Consider the following 19,553-nt stretch of genomic DNA (forward strand, 5'->3'; position numbering starts at 1 on the left):
GCGATTCAGGTGGTCGGCTCGATCCGGTAGAACCGGACGGCGTTGCCGCCGAACGCCTTCCGCAGGTCATCGGTGCTCGCCCCCGCGTCGCTCAGCCCGGTGGCCACCGCCTCGACGGCCCCGACGATGCTGGTGATCGGCTTGTCGACCGGAAAGTTCGACCCCCAGATCAGCCGGTCGGCGCCGAACACCGTCAGCGCGTGCGCCAGCAGCGGACCCACCCGCCCGAGCAGTGTCGGCACGGGCGTCGAGGTGCCACGTGGTGGTACCGGATGCCCGAGTACCGGCATCATCAGTCCGCTCACTTTGGCGAGCACGTTCGGTTGCGCGGCCAGATCGGTGACATCGTCGCGCCACCGATCGAACAGCACCTGCCGCTGCCTGGCGGTGTGCCCGGTGTCTTTGCCGACCGGCCCGAAGATCCCCGCGGGCGTGCCGAGATGGTCGAGCACGATCGGCACCTCGGGGAACCGTTCGGCCAGCGCCGTCACATCGGGCAGCTGCCCCGAATACACCCACGCCTCGAACGAGAGCCCACGCTCGGCGAGCTGCCCGAAGCCGTCGACGAACGCCGGGGCCGTGAGCGCGCCGTCGTGCGCGGTGAAGGACTTCACGGCTGGATCGGGGTGGTAGGCGACCATCGCCCGGATACCGTGGAACAGCGGCGACGCGGACTGATGCGCATCGAGCACCGCACCGAAATCGGCCGCGGCGGGGTCGGCCGCGCCGATGATGGTGGCCAAGGTGGGTGTGTCCACGCCGAACGGCAGGCTCGCCACCCACCGCGTCTCGTCGGGCTTCCAGCCCGTCCACTCCGCTTCGATTTCCACCACCGATTCGACCGGCGTGTTTCCCAGGTCCGCGCGATAGTCGGCGGGCAGATAAGGCTGAAGGTAGGCAGTGGGGTCGCCGACGAATTCACGGTCGCGGCGCGGCGCCAGCTTCGCCGCGATATCGACCGGCACTGGCAGATAGCGCATCAGTTTCGCCATCCTGCTGAACTCGCGTGGCGTGGCGTGCGGATCCCACTGGTGAATATGGGCATCGATGATGTCGAAGTCGGTCAGATCCATGCTGTGCGTCCCATCGCCGCCGCCGACAAAGCTCTCGGCGATTGTCACACGCCAGCGGCGGCGAGCGACGGATTACGCTGCTCAAACAGTGCGCCGATATTGCCCACCCACGGCGAAGAAAGTATCGGTGACCTGCTGCAATGTGCAGACGCGCGCCGCGTCCATGAGCACATCGAAAATATTGCCGTCGGTATGCGCCACCTCGGTGAGCCGGGCCAGCGCGCGATGCGATTGTTCGGCGTGCCCGGCCTGGAAACTGTGCAGCCGGTCCAGCTGGGAACGGCGTTCGGTTTCGGTGCCGCGGGCCAATTCCAGCGGGGCGTGCTCGGCACCGTCGTCGCGGCCGCGGAAGGTGTTCACCCCGACGATCGGCAGCGATCCATCGTGTTTGCGCTGCTCGTAGCGCATGGACTCGTCCTGGATGCGGCCACGCTGGTAGCCGGTCTCCATGGCGCCGAGTACTCCGCCGCGTTCGCTGATCCGCTCGAATTCCAGCAGTACGGCCTCCTCGACGAGATCGGTGAGCTCGTCGACGATGAAACTGCCCTGCAGCGGATTCTCGTTGACGGCCAGCCCCCATTCCTTGGCGATGATGAGCTGAATCGCCAGTGCGCGGCGCACCGAATCCTCGGTGGGGGTGGTCACCGCCTCGTCGAAAGCATTGGTGTGCAGGCTGTTGCAATTGTCGTAGACGGCGATCAGCGCCTGCAGGGTGGTGCGAATGTCGTTGAACTGCATTTCCTGTGCGTGCAGCGAGCGCCCAGAGGTCTGCACGTGGTACTTGAGTTTCTGGGCGCGTTCACCCGCGCCGTACCGCTCGCGCATCGCGATCGCCCAGATCCGGCGGGCGACCCGGCCGATCACCGTGTATTCGGGGTCCATGCCATTGGAGAAGAAGAACGACAGATTCGGCGCGAAGTCGTCGATCGCCAGCCCACGCGCGAGATAGGTCTCCACATAGGTGAAGCCGTTGGCGAGGGTGAAGGCGAGCTGGCTGATGGGGTTCGCGCCGGCCTCGGCGATGTGATATCCCGAAATCGACACCGAATAGAAATTGCGGACATCGTTGCGCACGAACCATTCCTGCACATCGGCCATCATGCGCAGACTGAATTCGGTGGAGAACAGGCAGGTGTTCTGGCCCTGGTCTTCCTTGAGGATGTCGGCCTGGACGGTGCCGCGCACGGTCGACAGCGTGTGCGCCCGGATCCCGGCGGCTTCCCCGGCGGTCGGCTCGCGACCTTCGGCATCGCAAAACCGTTGCAGTGCTTGATCTATCGCGGTGTTGAGGAAGAACGCGAGGATCGTCGGCGCCGGGCCGTTGATGGTCATCGAGACCGAGGTGGTCGGCGCCAGCAGGTCGAAACCGTCGAACAGGGTGCGCATGTCCTCGACGGTGGCCACCGAGACCCCCGAGGTGCCCACCTTGCCGTAGATGTCGGGGCGATCGGCCGGATCGTGGCCGTAGAGGGTTACCGAGTCGAACGCGGTGGACAGCCGGGTGGCTTCGGCGTGGGCGCTGAGTACCTTGAAGCGGCGATTGGTGCGGGCCGGGTCACCCTCGCCCGCGAACATTCTGGCCGGGTCCTCGTTGTCCCGTTTGAAGAGGAAAACACCCGCGGTGAACGGGAATCGGCCGGGGAGGTTCTCGGCGCGCAGGAACCGCAGCAGTTCGCCGTCGTCGGTGAATCGGGGCAGGGCGACGCGGGGAATGCTGGTGCCGGACAGTGATTCGCGACGCAGGGGCGTGCGCAGTTCGCGATCGCGAATGCGGACCACTTGTTCCTCGCCACGGTAGCTCTCGGCGACCGTGGGCCATTCGGCCAATGCGGCGGTCGAGGCAGCGGAGAGGGTGGGGCGGGCTCGATCGAGCAGATCGGTGACGGCCGCGTCGTCGGGCAGCTCTTCGTGAACCAGTGCGAGCCGTTGAATACGTTGGGCGGCAGCGACTTCGCGGTGGGTATCGGCGTGGTAGCCGCGCACCGTGTCGGCGATGTCGGCCAGGTACCGAACCCTCGACGGAGGGACCAGCTGTGCGAATCGGGTGGAGATTTTGGTGTCGACGCGGGGCAGTGCACCTGCTTCGAGGGTCAGGCCGTGCTCGGTGAGCAGGCCGGTGAGGTGCTGGTACAGCGCGGTGACGCCATCGTCGTCGAACGTCGCCGCGCTGGTGCCGAAGACCGGCATGTCCCCGGGGCTCGCGCCGAATTCCGCCCGGTTGCGGATCAATTGGCGCGCCACATCGCGGACCGCGTCGGCCGCGCCACGGCGCTCGTACTTGTTGATCGCGACGACGTCGGCGTAGTCGAGCATGTCGATCTTCTCGAGCTGGGAGGCGGCGCCGAACTCCGGCGTCATCACATACAGCGCCACATCCACGTGATCGACGATGCCCGCGTCGCCCTGGCCGATGCCGGGAGTCTCGAGGATGATCAGGTCGTGCCCGGCGGCCCGGCAGGCGGCGATCATGGTGTCGACATCGTCGGGCAGTTCGTGATTGCCCCGGGTGGCCAGCGAACGGAAGTACACGTGATCGCCGTCGAGGGCGTTCATCCGGATGCGATCACCCAGCAGGGCGCCGCCCGCTCGCCTGCGGGTCGGGTCGACCGCGAGGACGGCGATGCGCAGCTTGTCCTGCTGGTCGGTGCGCAGTCGGCGCACCAATTCGTCGGTGAGGGAGGACTTTCCGGAGCCGCCGGTGCCGGTGATGCCGAGAACGGGCACCCGCCGCGTGTTCGCCGCCGCTACGATCGCGGCTCGATCCGTCTCCGTCAGCGCACCCTGCTGCAGGCAGGTGATGGTGCGCGCCAAGGCATTCCGGTCGCCGGTGTAGAGGGCGTCGAGGTCGGGAGCATTGCGCGCGGGGTCCACATCGCACAGCTCGATCAGTTCGTTGATCATCCCGGGCAGACCGAGTCGCTGGCCGTCCTCGGGGGAGAAGATCCGCACGCCGCAGGCCGCGAGCCGCTCGATCTCCTCGGCGACGATCACCCCGCCGCCGCCACCGAAGATCCGCACCTCACCCGCGCCTGCCTCGCGCAGCGCCTCGGCCAGGTATTCGAAGAACTCGATGTGCCCGCCCTGATACGAGCTCACCGCCACGCCCTGCACGTCCTCCTCGATCACCGCGTCGACGATCTCGCGTACCGACCGGTTGTGCCCGAGATGGATCACCTCGGCGCCTTGGGCCTGCAGAATCCGCCGCATGATGTTGATCGCCGCGTCGTGCCCGTCGAACAGGGCCGCCGAGGTCACGAACCGCACCGGATTCGTAGGAACGTGCAGGCTCATGACTGCCTCCGCCATGTGGTAGATCGCCCAATATTAGGACATCAAAGTAATTCTACTGTGAACGTCGTCACCTCGCCGCGAAACGCCCCGTCCGGGTATCGGCGGAATCGTCGCCGCAGGTCGACATACTCGACGGATGGTTCGCGAGCATCGGGTGGCGGTGGCGTTGGAGCGACTGGTGGCGTCCGGGGTGATCAGCGGGGCGCAGCGGACAGCGGTGCTGTGGGCGGTCGACGAGCAGGAGCGGGCCGGGCGCGCGTGCCGGGGCAGGGTAGCCGCCGAGATCGTGGCCTATCTCGGGGCCGGACTGGTGGCGGCGGGCCTCGGGCTGTTCGTCGACAAGGCGTGGGCGCAGGTCGCGCAGTCGGGGCGGGTGGTGTTGCTGGCGGTGGTGGCCGGGTGCGCGATGTGGGGTGCGGTGGTGTTGGCCGATGGGTGTGCCGGGGTGTTCCGCCGGGTGCCGATCGTCTCGGCGGGTCGGGTCAGGTTGGCCGCGGTGCTGGCGGTGCTGGCGGCGGTCGCGGTGACCGCAGCGGTGGCGACGGTGTTCGGCCGGTACGGCGAGGAAGCGTCGGTCGCCGGATTGGTCGTCGCGACGCTCGGATATCTGCTGGTGCCGAGCGTGCTCGGGATGGTCGCCGTGGCGGGGTTCGGGGTCGCGAGCATTCTGGGCGTGACCTCGGCACTGTTCGACGTCCGTTCGCCCTGGCAGGGGATCGCGCTGATGGGGTTCGGCGCGGTGTGGTTCGGGCTGGCGTCGGCCCGGTTGCTCGTGGCCGAATGGGCCGGATACGTCCTCGGTGGGGTGATCGCGGTGGTCGGCGCGCAGTCGGTGACGTTCGGCGAATCGCTGTGGCGGCCCGGGCTGACCGCGCTGATCGGGGTGCTCTGCTTCGTGCTGTACGCGATCCGCCGCGATGCCGTCCTGGTGCTCGGTGGTGCGGCGGGGATCGCGGTCGCGGTGGTGCAGGTGGTGGCCGACCACACCAGCGGGGGTCCGGCCGTCGCGAGCGTGGTGCTGGCGGTCGGCGCGCTGGTACTCACGGTCGGCCTGGTCGTCCTGCTCGCTCGGCAAGGGCCGGGCCGGGCAGGGTGAATCAGCGGATCAGGGTGGTTTCCTGGGCGCGGATCGTGCGGAAGAATCGCGGGCCGACGTCGGCGCCGTCGTGGTTGTAGCTGTCGATGATCTCGGCTAGCTCGTCGGCGAGTCGGCGCAGGTCCTCGGTGGCGATGATGCGGTCGAATTCGTCGGGTTCCCAGCCCCAGGCGGGCGGGATGTCGGTGATGGTGACGACGATCTGGTCGGCGAACGGGGTGGTGACGGCGACGGTGAGTTCGGCGGGGGCCGCGGCGAGGGGGCTGTGCACGGTGACCTCGCCGGGACCGCCCTTGGCGACGAAAGTGCGGGCGAAGGCGATGTCCTCGCGGACCGATTCGACGATCGACGCGGTGCTCGCGTGCCGGCCCGCGCGGTGGTGCCGCGAGCCGTAGACGCGGTCCGCGCCGGCACCGGAAGGGTTGTGGTCCACTGCTTTTCGCAGTAGCCGCTCCAGCATTCGTTCGGCCGTGGCGCGCTCGCCCGCGCCGGTGTTCTCGTGGTCGATCAGTGCGCGCAGGCGGGTGATCCGCACGAAGTGGTCGCTGCCCATGCCCTGATTGTGCCGCAAATCGGGCGCGGTGGAATGCGTCACATCCGGCGTGCCGCAGGTGGACGCCTACTTCGTCGGCTCGCCGCGGACACGCGTCACCGGAGCGAGGCGCGGCTCGGTATGGTCTGCGTCATCCGTAACCGTTGATCGACAAGAGGGTGGCCCGTGACCGATTTCGAGACGATTCTGCTGGAGCGCAAGGGCGGTACCGACGGTAAAGGCGGGGTCGGCTGGATCACCCTGAACCGGCCGAAGGCCCTCAACGCCCTCAATGCCCAGGTCCTCGACGACGTCATCGCCGCGCTCGACGAGCTCGACGGCGACGACTCCATCGGCGCCGTCGTGATCACCGGCTCGGCGAAGGCCTTCGCGGCGGGAGCCGACATCAAGGAGATGGCGCCGAAGTCGTACATGGACATGTTCCTGGCCGACTACTTCGCCCGCTGGGACCGGCTGGCCAACTTCCGCAAGCCCACCGTCGCCGCCGTCTCCGGCTACGCGCTCGGCGGCGGCTGTGAGCTGGCGATGCTGTGCGACATCCTGATCGCCGCCGACACCGCCAAGTTCGGCCAGCCCGAGATCACCCTTGGCGTGATCCCCGGCATCGGCGGCTCGCAGCGGCTCACCCGCGCGATCGGCAAGGCCAAGGCGATGGATCTGATCCTGACCGGCCGGATGATCGGCGCCGAGGAAGCCGAGCGCTCCGGGCTCGTCTCGCGGGTGGTGCCCGCCGACGAACTGCTCGACACCGCGCTGGAGGCCGCGCAGACCATCGCGTCGATGTCGCTGCCGGTCGCGATGATCGCCAAGGAGGCGGTGAACCGCTCGTTCGAGAGCACGCTCGCCGAGGGGCTGCTGTTCGAGCGACGGGTGTTCCATTCGCTGTTCGCGACCGAGGATCAGAAGGAAGGCATGGCCGCCTTCGTCGAGAAGCGTCCGCCGAACTTCACCAACCGCTGATTGTCGTCGCGCTAGTTCGGTTTCCACTGTGGCGCGCCGTCGATGAAGTGCGCGGTACTCGGCGCGGTGCCCTGTTCGGGGGACCGCGCCGGGGAATTGTCGTTGCTGAGCAGGCCGACGACCGTGCCACCGAGGGTGGCCGTCACCGCGACCGCGGCCAGAAGTTTTCGGCGGCCGACGCGTGGTTCCCCGCCGACGACGCTCGCGCCCCGGCGCGGCATCCGTAACCGCGCCGAGGGGCGGCGGGCGCACAGCAGCACCGCGCCGCGCGCCGAAACATATTCCGGCTCAGGGTCGTACACGATCGGCAAGCCGATCAGCTGGGCCAGATCGGCACGCAGATTCGGGTTGCGGGCGCAGCCGCCGAGCAGTGCCATGGCGCCCGGTTCCACCCCGGTCTCTTCGATCAGCAGTCGCACGAACGAGGCCGAATGATGCAGTCCCGCTTCGCATAGCGCGGCCAGATCGCTGCGCGTGAGTACCGTGCGGCCGCCGGTGTCGGCGTCGGTGGCGGTGACAACTCTGGTGCGGCTCAACGATTCTCGGTGTTCGCGGCTGGCGTGTGTGTCGGCGCAGACGCCACTGCGCGCGAGTTGCCAGCGCAGGAGTGCGTCGTAGCCGTTGCCGCTGAGGACGGTGCTGCGTTTGCCCGCGAGGATCGTTTCGGTGCGGCAATCGGCGTGGGTGATGGTCAAGCCGGAACTGCCGAGGTCGTAGAGCATCACCGAGTCGGTGGCGGGCAGCAGGCCGGTGAAACGCAGATAGCGCAACTGGGCCAGCGGTTCGTCGACGATCGCGAAATCGGCCTGGCCCGCGGCAGCCCTGATCGCGTCGGCTTGCAGTTCGCTGCGACAGGTGACGGCGGTGCCGGAGATGTACTCGTCGCGGTCGGCCGCCGCCGCGCGCATGCGATGGATCGCGGTGAGGACCGATTCCTCGATCGAGCCGCCCGCCCGCCGCGGCACCTGGATCCGGTCGATGGGCGGCATGTGCGGCTGATCGGAATGGGTCAGCACGGCACGGGCTCCACCCGCGCCCGCCGATACCCCGAGGATCAGCACCATGGGCTACATCGTGGACCTTTTTGCGCTAGCTGCCAAGGGTATCGGCCGAAGATTCCCCCGTCGATTGCCAGGTCGCGTGGAATGCGAGGTTTTCCGGATCGTCGGTCTCGAAATCGCCCGCGTCGTGCCGGAACTGTGCCAGCAGGCGCAACAGGTCGCGGCCCTGGTCGGCGGGCAGACCGGGCTCGGCGAACACCTCGGCGTTGAGCGCCGCCGTGGCTTCGGCCACGGATTTCCTTCCGGCACTGGTGATTTCGATGAGTGTTGCCCGCCGGTCGCTGGGGTGTGGTACGCGAACCACCAGCCCGGCCGCTTCGAGCCGATCGACGGTGTTGGTCACGCTCGTCGGATGCACCTGTAGCCGCGCACTCGCCTTGGCCATCGGCAGGGCGCCGGTCTTGCTGAAACTGAGCAGCTGCAAGAGCTCGTAGCGAGAGAAGGTCAGCCCGGACGGCTTGAGCGCCTCGTCGACCCGCGCCATCACGATCTGCTGCGCCCGAACCAGCGAGGTCACCAGCGCCATGCCGTCGGCGACCGGCTCCCAGCCATGCGCCACCCACTGCCGGTAGGCCTCGGCGATGGGGTCTTGGGGGAGCGGTCTGGGCCGTGACATGAAAACGATCATTCCACGACCCAGCCGCTTTCCCACAGAGCGAGCGGCGGGAATTGAACCCGCGTAGACGGCTTTGCAGACCGTTGCCTCAACCTCTCAGCCACGCCCGCCTCGCCTTTGATAGTGCCGTGCGTCGGTGTTCGCGGCGAGGGTTCGGATCAGCGTGATCCCAATGATCAGGAGGCGGCGGGTGAATCAAAGTCCGGAGAAATCCCGCGCGACGACGTGATTGCGGTCGTCGAGCGTGCCGAGCAGGTAGTCCGGGGCGGTGCCGAAGTACTGGCCGCGGGTCAGCGAGCTCCAGCGGCGGGCGTCATCGGTGCGGGTCTTGTGGAAATTGATCCGGTAGCCGCCCTCGTAGACGGTCAACAGGCAGTAGCCGCCCGGGTACTCCTTCACCGCGCCGACTTCCAGGAATTCGACCGCGCACGGTAGGTCCGCGCGGGTGCGTCTGGTTCGGTGGGTGTGGCCGCTGTGGTGCAGGAAGACGCCCGGTGCCCGCTGGTAGAGGGTTTGCAGTTCGAGGGCGGCGGTGCGGTCGAGGACGAAGGCGGGGCCGCCGATGTTGGTGAAGCCCGATTCCGCGGTGACGGGGTGGTGGCCGAACACGATGGTCGGGCGGTCCGGGTCGGCGCGCAGGGTTTCGGCGAGGGCGTCGAGTTGCGGGCGGTCCATGGTGCCGCCCGCCGCGTCCGGGGCGCTGGTGTCGAGGCCGAGGATGCGTAGGTCGCCGAGGTGGTGTTCGGTCAGTTGCTGGCGGGGGAGGAAGTGCTCGCCCCAGCAGTCGGTGCAATCCGGGTAACCGGGGTGGGGGCGGTCGTGGTTGCCGCGGGCTACCAGGTAGTCGGTGCCGAGGGTGCCCCAGCTGTCCAGATGCGCACGGATGGAACGGGATTCGTCGGCGGTGGCCTCGTTGGTGAGGTCGCCCGCCAGCAGGAGCAGGGCGGCGTCGTGGGCGCTGACATCGGCGAGCAGCGCATCGAGCATGAACTGTGGATACGGTGGATCGCTCTGGTATCCAGGGGGGAAACCCGCGATCACGATGCCGCTCACTGTTTCGCCGTAGTGCACGTCATTGGCCAGGGCGATGGTGTGCAGCACCCGGCCGGGAGGCGGTGTGAGCGTGGTGAATTCGCCGCGAGCTTCGGGTGCGCCGGGTGTCGAGGTGGTCAGGGTCGGGCCCGGCAGGGCGCGAATTCCGTCGGACAGCGCCAGGAATCGGTAGGGCCGACCCGGCTCGAGGTTGTCGAGTTCGGCGTAGTGGTAGGGGGTTCGGGTGTCGTCGTGGTAGACGGTGACCGGCTCGCGGGGTGAATCTGCCGGGGCCAGGCGCACTTCGGTGTCGGCGGGGACCGGGACCGGCCGACCTGCTCGATCGAGACCGAACGTGGTCCAGGTCAGCACCACGCCACGTTCGGTCACGGTGACGATCTCCAGATCGAGCGCGATCAGCGGATCGAATTGCGCGGCAACAGGACTCGGGAGCAAGGTGGCGAAGGCCGCGCCCGCCGCCGCGGCGAGCACTGTCCGGCGCGACGCTCCGCAGCAGCCCATGTCACCGAGAGTAACGACGGTTCCGGGCGAAACCGGGAGGCGTCACCGGGTGTTCGGTCAGTGTTTGCTGGCCGGCGCCGAGCAGATCTTCCAGGTGCCGTCTTCCTTGGTGAGGTGCTCCTCGGTGCTGGACTCGGTATCGGGCTCCTCGCCCTCCACCGACAGCGTCAGCTGACCGACCACGGTCGCCTTGGCATTGTCACCGGTGATCTCGATGTCTTTGACCTCGTCGATCGTCACCTGCACCGTCGCCCGCTCGAACTGCGCCCGCTGCTCGGTGGTGAGATTGTCGATCTCGGTGCGATCCGCCTGACAGGCCAGCTGCGCGGCCGCGATGAACCCGTCGGAATCGAGCGTGTCGTAGAAATCCCGCACCGCGACATCGATCTGCGACTCGTCCGACGACAACGGCGTACGCCCCTGCAACGTGAGCACCACCCCCGTCACCAGCACGCCGACGATCACCAACGCGACCACCCCCAGCGCGATGAACAACCCGGTCCGCTTCTTCTTCGGCGCGGGCGGCGGCACGAAAACATCGGGCCCATCCGGATACTCGGGCCCCTGCGGCCCACCGCCCCCGGCATGCGGATACCCCGGTGGCCCGCCCGGCATCCCCGGCTCGACCGGCGGCTCTTGTGGATTCGTCATGGCAACGCTCCTGATGTCATCGGGGGCGTCGACCCCCAAAACGTGTGGAACCGTGCGAGATCAAACCTGACTACCGAACAAACGAGGCGAACCATAACCCCCGCGTGCGCTCCGGTCGCATCCGGGGGTTGGCGAAAGAGAAAGCCCCCGACCAGCTGGTCGGGGGCCTTCTTCGTGTGTGCCCTCGGCAGGAATCGAACCTGCGGCCTTCTGCTCCGGAGGCAGACGCTCTATCCCCTGAGCTACGAGGGCGGGATAGATGCCGGTCGCGGTGAGGCGATCGGGCGACGACAGCGTATCGCATGCGGGGCGGTGTGCCAAAAACTGTGCCGGACCGGGGGGATGCGCCGGTCCGGCCGTGGGTCAGCTCAGTGGGAGGGGGGTGGCGCCGCGGGTGGCGAGCATGCTGGTCATCAGCTGGGACTCGCTCTCCTGGGTTTTGGACATGGTGGCCGCCAGGGTGCGGACCGCGGTGGTGTCGGCGTGCTCGGCGGCGTAGTCGAGCATCGGGACACCGCCCTGGTGGTGGCGCAGCATCAGTTGCAGGAACATCGTGTCCAACGTGGGGCCGGTGGACTGGCGCAGCGCGGTCATTTCCTCCTGGCTCGCCATGCCTGGCATCGACTGCATCGGCCCCGACATCGCGGATTCGCCGGTGGCACCGCCGTGGTGGCCCGTGCTGCCGTGGTCGTCGGTCATCCAGCCCATGTAGCCGTCGACATTCTGGTTGGACTCACCCCACAGCTGCAGCCAGGCCTGCATGCGGCCGATCTGGTTCTGCTGGGTGGTCAGGATGTCGTAGGCGAGGCGGCGCACATCGTTGTCGGTCGAGGCGATCAGCGCCACCCCGGCCATGTCGACGGCCTGGGCGTGATGGGCCGTCATGTCCTGGCTGAAACCGATGTCGACCGCACTCGGTTCGGGCTCGGCCTTCTGCTCCAACGGCATCCGCAACAGCACCCCCGCCACCGCGCCGAGCAGCAGCAGACCGATCGCGCCGAGGACGAGCACCGCTCCGGTCGGGCGCCGCGCGCTCGACTCGGACGCGGTCTCGTCGGGTTCGACCGTGCTCACTACTGGCCCGAGGGCAGGCCGCCCGGCACCGGGATGTTCGGCAGGCCGGGGATGCCGGAGCCGGTGCCACCGCCGCCGAGTTCGGTCGCGTCCGGGGTCAGGCCCTTACCGTCCATCGGCACCGCTTCCGGACCGTACGGCGAGGAGTCGAACGGCGGCGGGTTGTTCGCGTCGAAGATCGGGTTCGAGCAGCTCGCGCCGACCTCGGGGTAGGCGTAGGGGTTCTCGCGCAGGGCGGAGATGAACTGCTTGATCCGCGCGTCGTCGGCGGAATCCAGCTTGAGCTGGTGGCCCCACGACTGCAGCGAGATCGCCGAGTCGAGACCCGGGTACGGCGACATCAGCGAGAACTGACGGCCCTTGACGAAGTTCGACAGCGTCTCGACACCGGCCGCGTCGACCTTGTCCGGGTTGTAGGCGATCCACACCGCGCCGTGCTCGAGCGAGTGCACCGCGTTCTCCATCCGGATCGGCTTGGCGTACACGGTGCCCGTGCAGTTCGCCCACGCGCCGTCGTGCGGCCCACCGAAGGCGGGTGCCTTGTCGTAGGCGACGCGCTGCTCGGGGGTCACGTGCAGGCCGGCCGGGTACTCCGCCTTCACGACGCCCTCGATCTTCGTCGACGGGTCCTGGTTCTCCTTGGAGGGCACCCATTCCTTGAGATCGGTCTGGGCCTCGCGGATCGCGGCCTGGTCCATGTACTTGGGCACCAGGCTGTAGGCGAGCAGGCCGATCAGCGCGACGATGGCAACGCCGGCGCCGAGCAGGGCCCATGGGGTGTCACGCTTCTTGCCCGGAAGGTTGCCCTTGCCGGTTTTGCGGGACGGAGACGACTTCCCCGCGGCCTTCACGGCCTTGGCTGATGTGGCGCTGGTCCTACTCGGCATCGCTGCTTGTGCTCTTTCGACGTGTGGATCGGTGGGTTCGTGGCGGGCGGTCGTGGTTGCAAGGGGCCCAGCCAATAGGATAGAGACTCGTGACTCCAGCTGACCTTGCAGATCTCCTTCGTACCACCGCGGCGAAGGTGCTTGTCGAACGCGGACTGGACTCGTCGGTCCTGCCCGAGCAGGTCACAGTGGAGCGTCCGCGCAACCCCGAACACGGCGACTATGCCACGAATGTGGCCATGCAGGTGGCCAAGCGGGTCGGAACCAACCCTCGCGAGCTGGCCGGTTGGCTGGCCGAGGCGCTGTCGGCCACCGCGGGAATCGATGTGGCCGAGATCGCGGGCCCCGGCTTCCTCAACATCCGTCTCGCCGCCTCGGCGCAGGGCGCGATCGTCAGCCAGATCCTGGCCGCGGGGGAGATCTACGGCACCGGCTTCGCGCTGGCGGGGACGAAGATCAACCTCGAATTCGTCTCGGCGAACCCGACCGGTCCGGTGCACCTCGGTGGCACCCGCTGGGCCGCGGTCGGTGACGCGCTCGGTCGCATCCTGGCCGCTCAGGGCGCCGAGGTGACCCGCGAGTACTACTTCAACGACCACGGCGCGCAGATCGACCGCTTCGCGAAGTCGCTGGTCGCGTCCGCGCTGGGCGAGCCGACCCCCGAGGACGGCTACGCGGGCGAGTACATCGCCGAGATCAGCGCGAGCATCGTCGCCGCGCACCCCGACGTGCTCACCCTGCCCGCCGACGAGCGGCACGAGGTGTTCCGCAGCGAGGGCGTGCAGCAGATGTTCGCCCAGATCCGCGCGGATCTGCACGAGTTCGGCACCGACTTCGACGTGTACTTCAACGAGAGCGAACTGTTCGCCTCCGGCGCCGTCGAACGGGCCGTCGAGCAGCTGAAGAACTCCGGCAACCTGTACGAGAAGGACGGTGCGTGGTGGATCGCCAGCACCGAATACGGCGACGACAAGGACCGCGTGGTCCTCAAGAGCGACGGCAACGCCGCCTACATCGCCGGTGACATCGCCTACTTCCAGAACAAGCGTGGCCGCGGCTTCGACCTGGCCATCTACATGCTCGGCGCAGACCACCACGGCTACATCGGCCGGTTGAAGGCCGCCGCGGCCGCGTTCGGTGACAACCCCGACACCGTCGAGGTGCTGATCGGGCAGATGGTGAACCTGGTGCGCGACGGCGTCGCCGTGAAGATGAGCAAGCGCGCGGGCACCGTGGTGACCCTCAACGACCTGGTCGAGCAGATCGGTGTCGACGCCTCGCGCTACTCACTGGTGCGTTCCTCGGTGAACTCGAGCATCGACATCGACCTGGACCTGTGGACCAAGGCGAGCAGCGAGAACCCGGTCTACTACGTCCAGTACGCGCACTCGCGGACCAACAGCATCATCGGCAACGCCGCGAAATACCCCGAATTCGCTTCTGTCGAACCGGATTTCGCGCTGATGACCTCGGGTCGCGAAGGTGATCTCATCCGCACCCTGGGCGACTTCCCGCGCGTCGTCGCGACCGCCGCCGATACCCGCGAACCGCACCGCATCGCCCGCTACCTCGAAGAACTGGCCGGTGTCTACCACCCGTTCCAGTCCGACGACGACATGCGCGTGCTCCCCAAGGGCGACGACGCTGTCACCCCGCTCAATGCCGCCCGGCTCGAACTGGTCAAGGCGACCCGCCAGGTGCTGGCCAACGGCCTCGCCCTGCTCGGCGTGAGCGCACCGGAGCGCATGTGAGCTCCCACATACTTTCCAGGAAGGACGCACAACGATGAGTGGTGCACACCCGGCCGGTCCCCGGCACGCAGAGATCCCGCACGCCCCGAGTCTGGCCGAGCGCCCGACCGAGCCGAGGGAGATGATCGACCTCCCCGCCAACGTGTGGCCGCGCAACGCCTCGCGCGGTGACGACGGTGTGGTCCGGCTGGCGGGCGTGTCCGTCACCGAGCTCGCCGAGCAGTACGGCACGCCGCTGTTCGTGATCGACGAGGACGACTTCCGCTCGCGCTGCCGCGACATGGTCGCCGCGTTCGGGCCGAACGCCCGCGTGCACTACGCGTCCAAGGCGTTCCTGTGTGGCGAGATCGCGCGCTGGATCCGTGACGAGGGTCTTTCGCTCGATGTGTGCTCCGGCGGTGAGCTCGCGGTCGCTTTGCACGCGGGATTCCCGGCCGAGCGAATTGCGTTGCACGGCAACAACAAAGCCGTCGCCGAGCTCGAAGCGGCCGTCGCGGCCGGTGTCGGGCACGTGGTGGTCGACTCGCTCTACGAGATCGAGCGGCTCGAAGCCGTCGCCGGTGCGGCGGGTGTGGTCCAGGACGTGCTGGTCCGCGTGACCGTCGGCGTCGAGGCGCACACTCACGAGTACATCTCCACCGCGCACGAGGACCAGAAGTTCGGCTTCTCGATCGCCGGTGGCAACGCCATGGAAGCCCTGGCGCGCGTCTTCGAGGCCGACAACCTGCGTCTGGTCGGCCTGCACAGCCACATCGGCTCGCAGATCTTCGAACTCGACGGCTTCGAGATCGCCGCGCGCCGCATGCTCGGCCTGCTGCGCGAGGCCATCGACAAGTTCGGGATCGACCGCACCGCGCAGATCTCGACGCTGGATCTCGGTGGTGGCCTCGGTATCTCGTACCTGCCGGCCGACAACCCGCCGCCGCTCGGTGAGTTCGCCGCCAACCTGCGCGCCCTGGTCGCCGCCGAAGCCGCCCGCGCCGGGCTGCCCGAGCCGACCATCGCGGTCGAGCCGGGTCGCGCCATCGCGGGCCCCGGCACCGTGACTCTGTACGAGGTCGGCACCATCAAGGATGTCGAACTCGACGGTGGCGCGCGCCGTCGATACGTCAGCGTGGACGGCGGGATGAGCGACAATATCCGCCCCGCGCTGTACCAGGCCGACTACGATTGCCGTCTGGTCTCGCGCTCGTCGGACGCCCATGCGGTCGTCGCGCGCGTGGTCGGAAAGCATTGCGAGAGTGGCGATATCGTCATTCGTGACACCTGGATGCCCGCCGACGCGGCCCCCGGTGACCTGGTGGCCGTCGCGGCGACCGGTGCGTACTGCTATTCGATGTCGAGCCGCTACAACCTGCTCACCCGGCCCGCCGTGGTCGCGGTGCGTGACGGTGCGTCTCGACTGATTCTGCGCCGGGAAACGGTGGCGGACCTGCTCAGCCTGGAGGTGGAAGAATGAACGGCACCAAAGACGCGGGGCGCCCGCTGGGTGTAGCCGTACTCGGGATGGGCACTGTCGGTACCGAGGTGGTTCGCGTGCTGCGTGAGCACGCCGATGACCTGCGCTCGCGGATCGGCGCGCCGCTCGTGCTGCGCGGTGTCGCGGTGCGCGACCTCAGCAAGGACCGCGGCCTGCCCGCCGAGCTGCTCACCACCGACGCCGAGGCGCTGCTCGCCCGCGAGGATGTCGACCTGGTGGTCGAGGTCATGGGCGGTATCGACCCGGCCCGCAAGCTGATCGGCGAGGCGCTCGCCGCGGGCAAGTCGGTGGTCACCGCCAACAAGGCGCTGCTGGCCGACTACACCGGCGAACTCGCCGCCGCCGCCGAGGGCAGCCGTGCCGACCTCTACTTCGAGGCCGCCGTCGCCGGTGCGATCCCGGTGGTCCGCCCGCTGATCCAATCGCTCTCGGGTGACCGGGTGAACAAGGTCGTCGGCATCGTCAACGGCACCACCAACTTCATCCTCTCCGCGATGGACGAGACCGGCGCCGCCTACGACGACGTGCTCGCCGAAGCCACCGCGCTCGGCTACGCCGAAGCCGACCCCACCGCCGATGTGGAGGGCTACGACGCCGCCGCCAAGGCCGCGATCCTGGCCTCGCTGGCGTTCCACACCCGCGTGACCGCGGCGGATGTCTACCGCGAGGGCATCTCCAAGATCACCGCCGAAGACCTGGAGACCGCGTCGGCCGTCGGCTGCACGGTGAAGCTGCTCGCCATCTGCGAGCGTGTCTCGGCCGGTCCGGGCGAGCCTACGCTGGAACAGGGCGGCAAGGATCGCGTCTCGGTGCGTGTCTACCCGGCGCTCATCCCGCGCAAGCACCCACTCGCCTCGGTCAACGGCGCGTTCAACGCCGTCGTCGTCGAAGCCGACAACGCCGGTCGCCTGATGTTCTACGGGCAGGGTGCCGGTGGCGCCCCCACCGCGTCGGCCGTGCTCGGCGACCTGGTGATGGCCGCCCGCAACAAGTTCTACGGTGGGCGTGCCCCCGGCGAATCGGTTTATGCTGAGCTGCCGATCGCGCCGATCGGCGACACCCCCACCCGCTACCACGTGAACCTGCAGGTGGAGGACCGTCCCGGCGTCCTCGCCGCGGTGGCGGACACCTTCGCCCAGCACGGGGTGAGCATCTCCACCGTGCGTCAGCAGGGCCACGGCGACGGCGCCCGGCTCGTGGTCGTCACCCACCATGCGGTGGAGTCGTCGCTGGCAGATACTGTCGCAGTACTGGCTGAGATGGAATCCGTAACAGCTGTGACCAGCGTTTTGAGATTGGAAGGCACCGAAGAATGACGAACGGCATCGCCCCCCAGACGGGCGTGCACTCGCGCTGGCCCGGTCTGATCGCTGCCTACCGCGACCGCTTGGCCGGTGCGGCCGACTGGGAGCCGGTGACCCTGTTCGAGGGCGGTACCCCGCTGGTCCCCGCGCCGTACCTGTCCGAGCTGACGGGGTGCGAGGTGTACCTCAAGGTCGAGGGTGCCAACCCGACGGGTTCGTTCAAGGACCGCGGCATGACCATGGCGATGACCGACGCGAAGTACCGCGGTCAGCAGGCCGTGCTGTGCGCGTCGACCGGCAACACCTCGGCCTCGGCCGCGGCGTACGCCACCCGCGCGGGCATGGAATGCGCGGTGCTGATCCCGCAGGGCAAGATCGCGATGGGCAAGCTGGCCCAGGCCGTGATGCTCGGCGCCAAGATCATCCAGGTCGAGGGCAACTTCGACGACTGTCTCGAGCTGGCGCGCAAGGTGACCGCGGAGTTCCCGCAGGTCGGCCTCGTGAACTCGGTGAACCCGGCGCGTATCGAAGGCCAGAAGACCGCCTCGTTCGAGATCTGCGACGTCCTCGGCAAGGCACCCGATGTGCACGTGCTGCCGGTCGGTAACGCGGGCAACATCACCGCCTACTGGCGCGGATACCGCGAATACCACGCCGACGGCATCACCAAGGTGCTGCCGCGCATGCTCGGCGTGCAGGCCGCCGGTGCCGCGCCGCTGGTCAACGGCGCACCGGTGAAGGACCCGGAGACCATCGCGACCGCCATCCGGATCGGCGCCCCCGCGTCGTGGAACGGTGCGATGGAGGCCAAGGAGCAGTCCGGTGGCGCCTTCCGCGCGGCCACCGACGATGAAATCCTGGCCGCCTACCGCCTCGTCGCCGCGAGGGAGGGCGTCTTCGTGGAGCCCGCGTCGGCCGCGAGCGTCGCCGGTTTGCTGGCCGCGCGCAAGGAAGGCTGGCTGGATTCGGGCCTGACCGTCGTGTGCACCGTCACCGGCAACGGTCTCAAGGACCCCGACAACGCGCTGGCCGGGATGCCGGAGGTCAAGCCGATCGCCGTGGACCCGATTGCCATCGCCCGTGAACTCGAGCTGGCCTGAGTTGGCCGCACCCGAGCCCACGCTGATGACAGCGACCCTGCCCGCCGGTCTCGAAGTGACCGTGCGTGTTCCCGCCTCCACGGCGAACCTCGGCCCCGGATTCGATTGTCTGGGAATGGCATTGGGCATCTACGACGAAATCGTGGTGCGCACTACCGAATCGGGCCTCGAAATCCGGGTCGAGGGTGAAGGCGCCGACGACGTGCCTTGGGGCCCAACGCATCTGGTGGTCCGCGCGATCGAGCGTGGACTGGAATCGCTGGGTGTGTGGGCCGACGGCCTCGACGTGGTGTGCCGCAACGTGATCCCACACTCGCGCGGGCTCGGCTCCAGCGCGTCGGCCGTGGTCGGTGGGCTCGCCGCCGGTGCCGGGCTGGCCGCGAAGTTCGACCCCGCGCTGCGCATGGACGACGACCGCCTCGTGCAGCTCGCCTCGGAATTCGAGGGCCACCCCGACAATGCCGCGGCCAGCGTGCTCGGCGCAATCGTGGTGTCGTGGACCGAAACCGATGCCACGCCGGCGCGCGACTACCGGGCCGTGCGGCTCACCCCGGCACCCGCGCTGCGCCCGGTGGTGCTGATCCCGCAGGAACGTTCCTCCACGGCGCACACCCGCGGGTTGCTGCCCGAGCAGGTGCCCCACGGTGACGCGGCGTTCAACGTGAGCCGGGCGGCGCTGGCCGTCGTCGCGCTGACCGAACGTCCCGATCTGCTGATGTCGGCCACCGAAGACCGGTTGCACCAGACCCAGCGTGCCCCCGCGCTACCGCTGACAACCCAGTGGATCGCCCGGCTGCGTGCGGCGGGTATCGCGGCGACGGTCTCGGGCGCAGGCCCGACAATTCTCGCCATGACCACCGAAGAATTCCCCGATGACCTGCGCAAACAGGCTGAATCGGACGGTCTGCGCGTGGTCGAGCCGGGCATTGCCGGCGGGGTATCGGTCGACTGACGGCGTGCCTGCCTTGCCGTTGTTCGCAATAGGCAGCTATTCTGGGCAAGTCCGTACATCGTGCGCATCAGACGCCGGTGCATCATCAGGGCAATCGCTCCCCTCACCACTGTCTTCTGGTGGCGAAGGCCTCCGGTCCTCCCGCGGCGG

16 protein-coding genes and 2 tRNA genes are annotated in these 19,553 nt (G+C 68.4%); 7 read left to right on the top strand and 11 right to left on the bottom strand.

Features of this window, described 5'->3' with window-relative positions; genetic code table 11:
* Positions 1 to 5: 5 nt before the first annotated feature.
* Entirely contained in the window at positions 6 to 1,073 is a 1,068-nt protein-coding gene (locus tag ACWZHB_RS34125; RefSeq protein WP_427905789.1) for an amidohydrolase family protein, read from the bottom strand.
* A gap of 81 nt (positions 1,074 to 1,154) precedes the next feature.
* Positions 1,155 to 4,364: a fused isobutyryl-CoA mutase/GTPase IcmF gene (gene icmF / locus ACWZHB_RS34130; RefSeq protein WP_427905790.1), complete on the bottom strand. Its 3,210-nt coding sequence runs from the start codon at positions 4,362 to 4,364 to the stop codon at positions 1,155 to 1,157.
* Between the two features lie 136 nt (positions 4,365 to 4,500).
* Between icmF and ACWZHB_RS34135 the strand changes: the two genes are divergently transcribed.
* On the top strand, positions 4,501 to 5,460 hold the full coding sequence (locus tag ACWZHB_RS34135; protein WP_427905791.1) for a DUF2157 domain-containing protein: 960 nt from the start codon (positions 4,501 to 4,503) through the stop codon (positions 5,458 to 5,460).
* Position 5,461: 1 nt separating this feature from the next.
* Here the strand turns inward: ACWZHB_RS34135 and ACWZHB_RS34140 are convergent, their stop codons facing one another.
* On the bottom strand, positions 5,462 to 6,013 hold the full coding sequence (locus ACWZHB_RS34140) for a hypothetical protein (protein WP_427905792.1): 552 nt from the start codon (positions 6,011 to 6,013) through the stop codon (positions 5,462 to 5,464).
* Positions 6,014 to 6,178: 165 nt separating this feature from the next.
* Here ACWZHB_RS34140 and ACWZHB_RS34145 point away from each other — a divergent pair, with 165 nt between their 5' ends.
* Positions 6,179 to 6,973 (top strand): enoyl-CoA hydratase, encoded by a 795-nt coding sequence (locus tag ACWZHB_RS34145; protein WP_427905793.1) that lies wholly within the window; start codon positions 6,179 to 6,181, stop codon positions 6,971 to 6,973.
* Between the two features lie 11 nt (positions 6,974 to 6,984).
* On the opposite strand, the gene ACWZHB_RS34150 is transcribed toward ACWZHB_RS34145, so the two are convergent.
* From ACWZHB_RS34150 to ACWZHB_RS34185, 8 genes are all read right to left on the bottom strand, one after another.
* Complete coding sequence (locus tag ACWZHB_RS34150) at positions 6,985 to 8,037, bottom strand: hypothetical protein (RefSeq protein ID WP_427905794.1); 1,053 nt, start codon at positions 8,035 to 8,037, stop codon at positions 6,985 to 6,987.
* Between the two features lie 25 nt (positions 8,038 to 8,062).
* Positions 8,063 to 8,650: a MarR family winged helix-turn-helix transcriptional regulator gene (locus tag ACWZHB_RS34155; protein ID WP_427905795.1), complete on the bottom strand. Its 588-nt coding sequence runs from the start codon at positions 8,648 to 8,650 to the stop codon at positions 8,063 to 8,065.
* 38 nt (positions 8,651 to 8,688) lie between these two features.
* Positions 8,689 to 8,760 (bottom strand) — tRNA-Cys (locus tag ACWZHB_RS34160).
* 85 nt (positions 8,761 to 8,845) lie between these two features.
* Positions 8,846 to 10,204, bottom strand: a complete 1,359-nt coding sequence (locus ACWZHB_RS34165; protein ID WP_427905796.1) for a metallophosphoesterase — start codon at positions 10,202 to 10,204, stop codon at positions 8,846 to 8,848.
* A gap of 57 nt (positions 10,205 to 10,261) precedes the next feature.
* Positions 10,262 to 10,855, bottom strand: coding sequence for an Rv0361 family membrane protein (locus ACWZHB_RS34170; protein WP_427905797.1), 594 nt, complete (start codon positions 10,853 to 10,855; stop codon positions 10,262 to 10,264).
* 179 nt (positions 10,856 to 11,034) lie between these two features.
* A tRNA-Arg gene (locus tag ACWZHB_RS34175) sits at positions 11,035 to 11,107 on the bottom strand.
* A gap of 111 nt (positions 11,108 to 11,218) precedes the next feature.
* Positions 11,219 to 11,929, bottom strand: a complete 711-nt coding sequence (locus tag ACWZHB_RS34180) for a DUF305 domain-containing protein (protein ID WP_427905798.1) — start codon at positions 11,927 to 11,929, stop codon at positions 11,219 to 11,221.
* Positions 11,929 to 12,816, bottom strand: a complete 888-nt coding sequence (locus ACWZHB_RS34185) for a DUF3105 domain-containing protein (protein ID WP_427905799.1) — start codon at positions 12,814 to 12,816, stop codon at positions 11,929 to 11,931. Before ACWZHB_RS34185 ends, ACWZHB_RS34180 begins: the two co-directional genes overlap by 1 nt.
* An 89-nt stretch (positions 12,817 to 12,905) precedes the next feature.
* Here ACWZHB_RS34185 and argS point away from each other — a divergent pair, with 89 nt between their 5' ends.
* Genes argS through thrB form a run of 5 tightly spaced genes read left to right on the top strand, consistent with a single transcriptional unit; the run spans position 12,906 to position 19,403 of the window.
* Positions 12,906 to 14,567, top strand: coding sequence for an arginine--tRNA ligase (gene argS / locus ACWZHB_RS34190; protein ID WP_427905800.1), 1,662 nt, complete (start codon positions 12,906 to 12,908; stop codon positions 14,565 to 14,567).
* A 34-nt stretch (positions 14,568 to 14,601) separates the two neighbouring features.
* Positions 14,602 to 16,026 (top strand): diaminopimelate decarboxylase, encoded by a 1,425-nt coding sequence (lysA, locus tag ACWZHB_RS34195; protein ID WP_427905801.1) that lies wholly within the window; start codon positions 14,602 to 14,604, stop codon positions 16,024 to 16,026.
* A complete protein-coding gene (locus ACWZHB_RS34200; RefSeq protein ID WP_427905802.1) occupies positions 16,023 to 17,363 on the top strand; it encodes a homoserine dehydrogenase in 1,341 nt (446 codons plus the stop codon). Before lysA ends, ACWZHB_RS34200 begins: the two co-directional genes overlap by 4 nt.
* Positions 17,360 to 18,451, top strand: a complete 1,092-nt coding sequence (gene thrC / locus ACWZHB_RS34205; protein WP_427905803.1) for a threonine synthase — start codon at positions 17,360 to 17,362, stop codon at positions 18,449 to 18,451. Before ACWZHB_RS34200 ends, thrC begins: the two co-directional genes overlap by 4 nt.
* A 25-nt stretch (positions 18,452 to 18,476) precedes the next feature.
* On the top strand, positions 18,477 to 19,403 hold the full coding sequence (gene thrB, locus ACWZHB_RS34210; RefSeq protein WP_427905804.1) for a homoserine kinase: 927 nt from the start codon (positions 18,477 to 18,479) through the stop codon (positions 19,401 to 19,403).
* The last annotated feature ends 150 nt before the right edge of the window (positions 19,404 to 19,553 follow it).

It is taken from the genome of Nocardia sp. FBN12, assembly GCF_054031145.1.